Genomic DNA, 474 nt, shown 5'->3' with positions numbered 1-474 from the left:
GGCATACCTGCTTTTACATAATCATTTTCTTGAACAAGAATTTGATTAGATAATTTCACTAAGTATTTCTTAATATCACCTGTTTTAGACTCTACAATAATTTCACGGTTACCACGCTTAATTTTACCAAATGACACAACACCATCTATTTCTGATACTACTGCTGGGTTTGATGGGTTACGAGCTTCAAATAACTCAGTAACACGTGGTAAACCACCTGTAATATCACCTGCTTTTGCAGATTTACGAGGTATTTTAACCAACACTTTACCTACATTAATTTTCTCTCCATCATCAATCATTAAGTGCGCACCAACTGGTAAGTTGTATGAGCGAATTGTTTCACCGTTACCATCTTCAATATGAATGGTTGGTATTAACTTTTTGTTTCTAGATTCTGAAATTACTTTTTCTTGGAAACCAGTTTGCTCATCAATTTCAACTTGGTATGTAATACCTTGTTCAATATTTTCA

Annotated in this window: 1 pseudogene; it reads right to left on the bottom strand. The window is 33.5% G+C overall.

Annotated features, from left to right (window positions below):
* Positions 1-474: pseudogene (locus FUA24_RS17310) on the bottom strand (DNA-directed RNA polymerase subunit beta'); the annotation flags it as partial.

The organism is Seonamhaeicola marinus (assembly GCF_008085455.1).
Note: the sequence above shows the minus strand (reverse complement) of the source record. Positions and strands in the feature narration are given on the sequence as shown.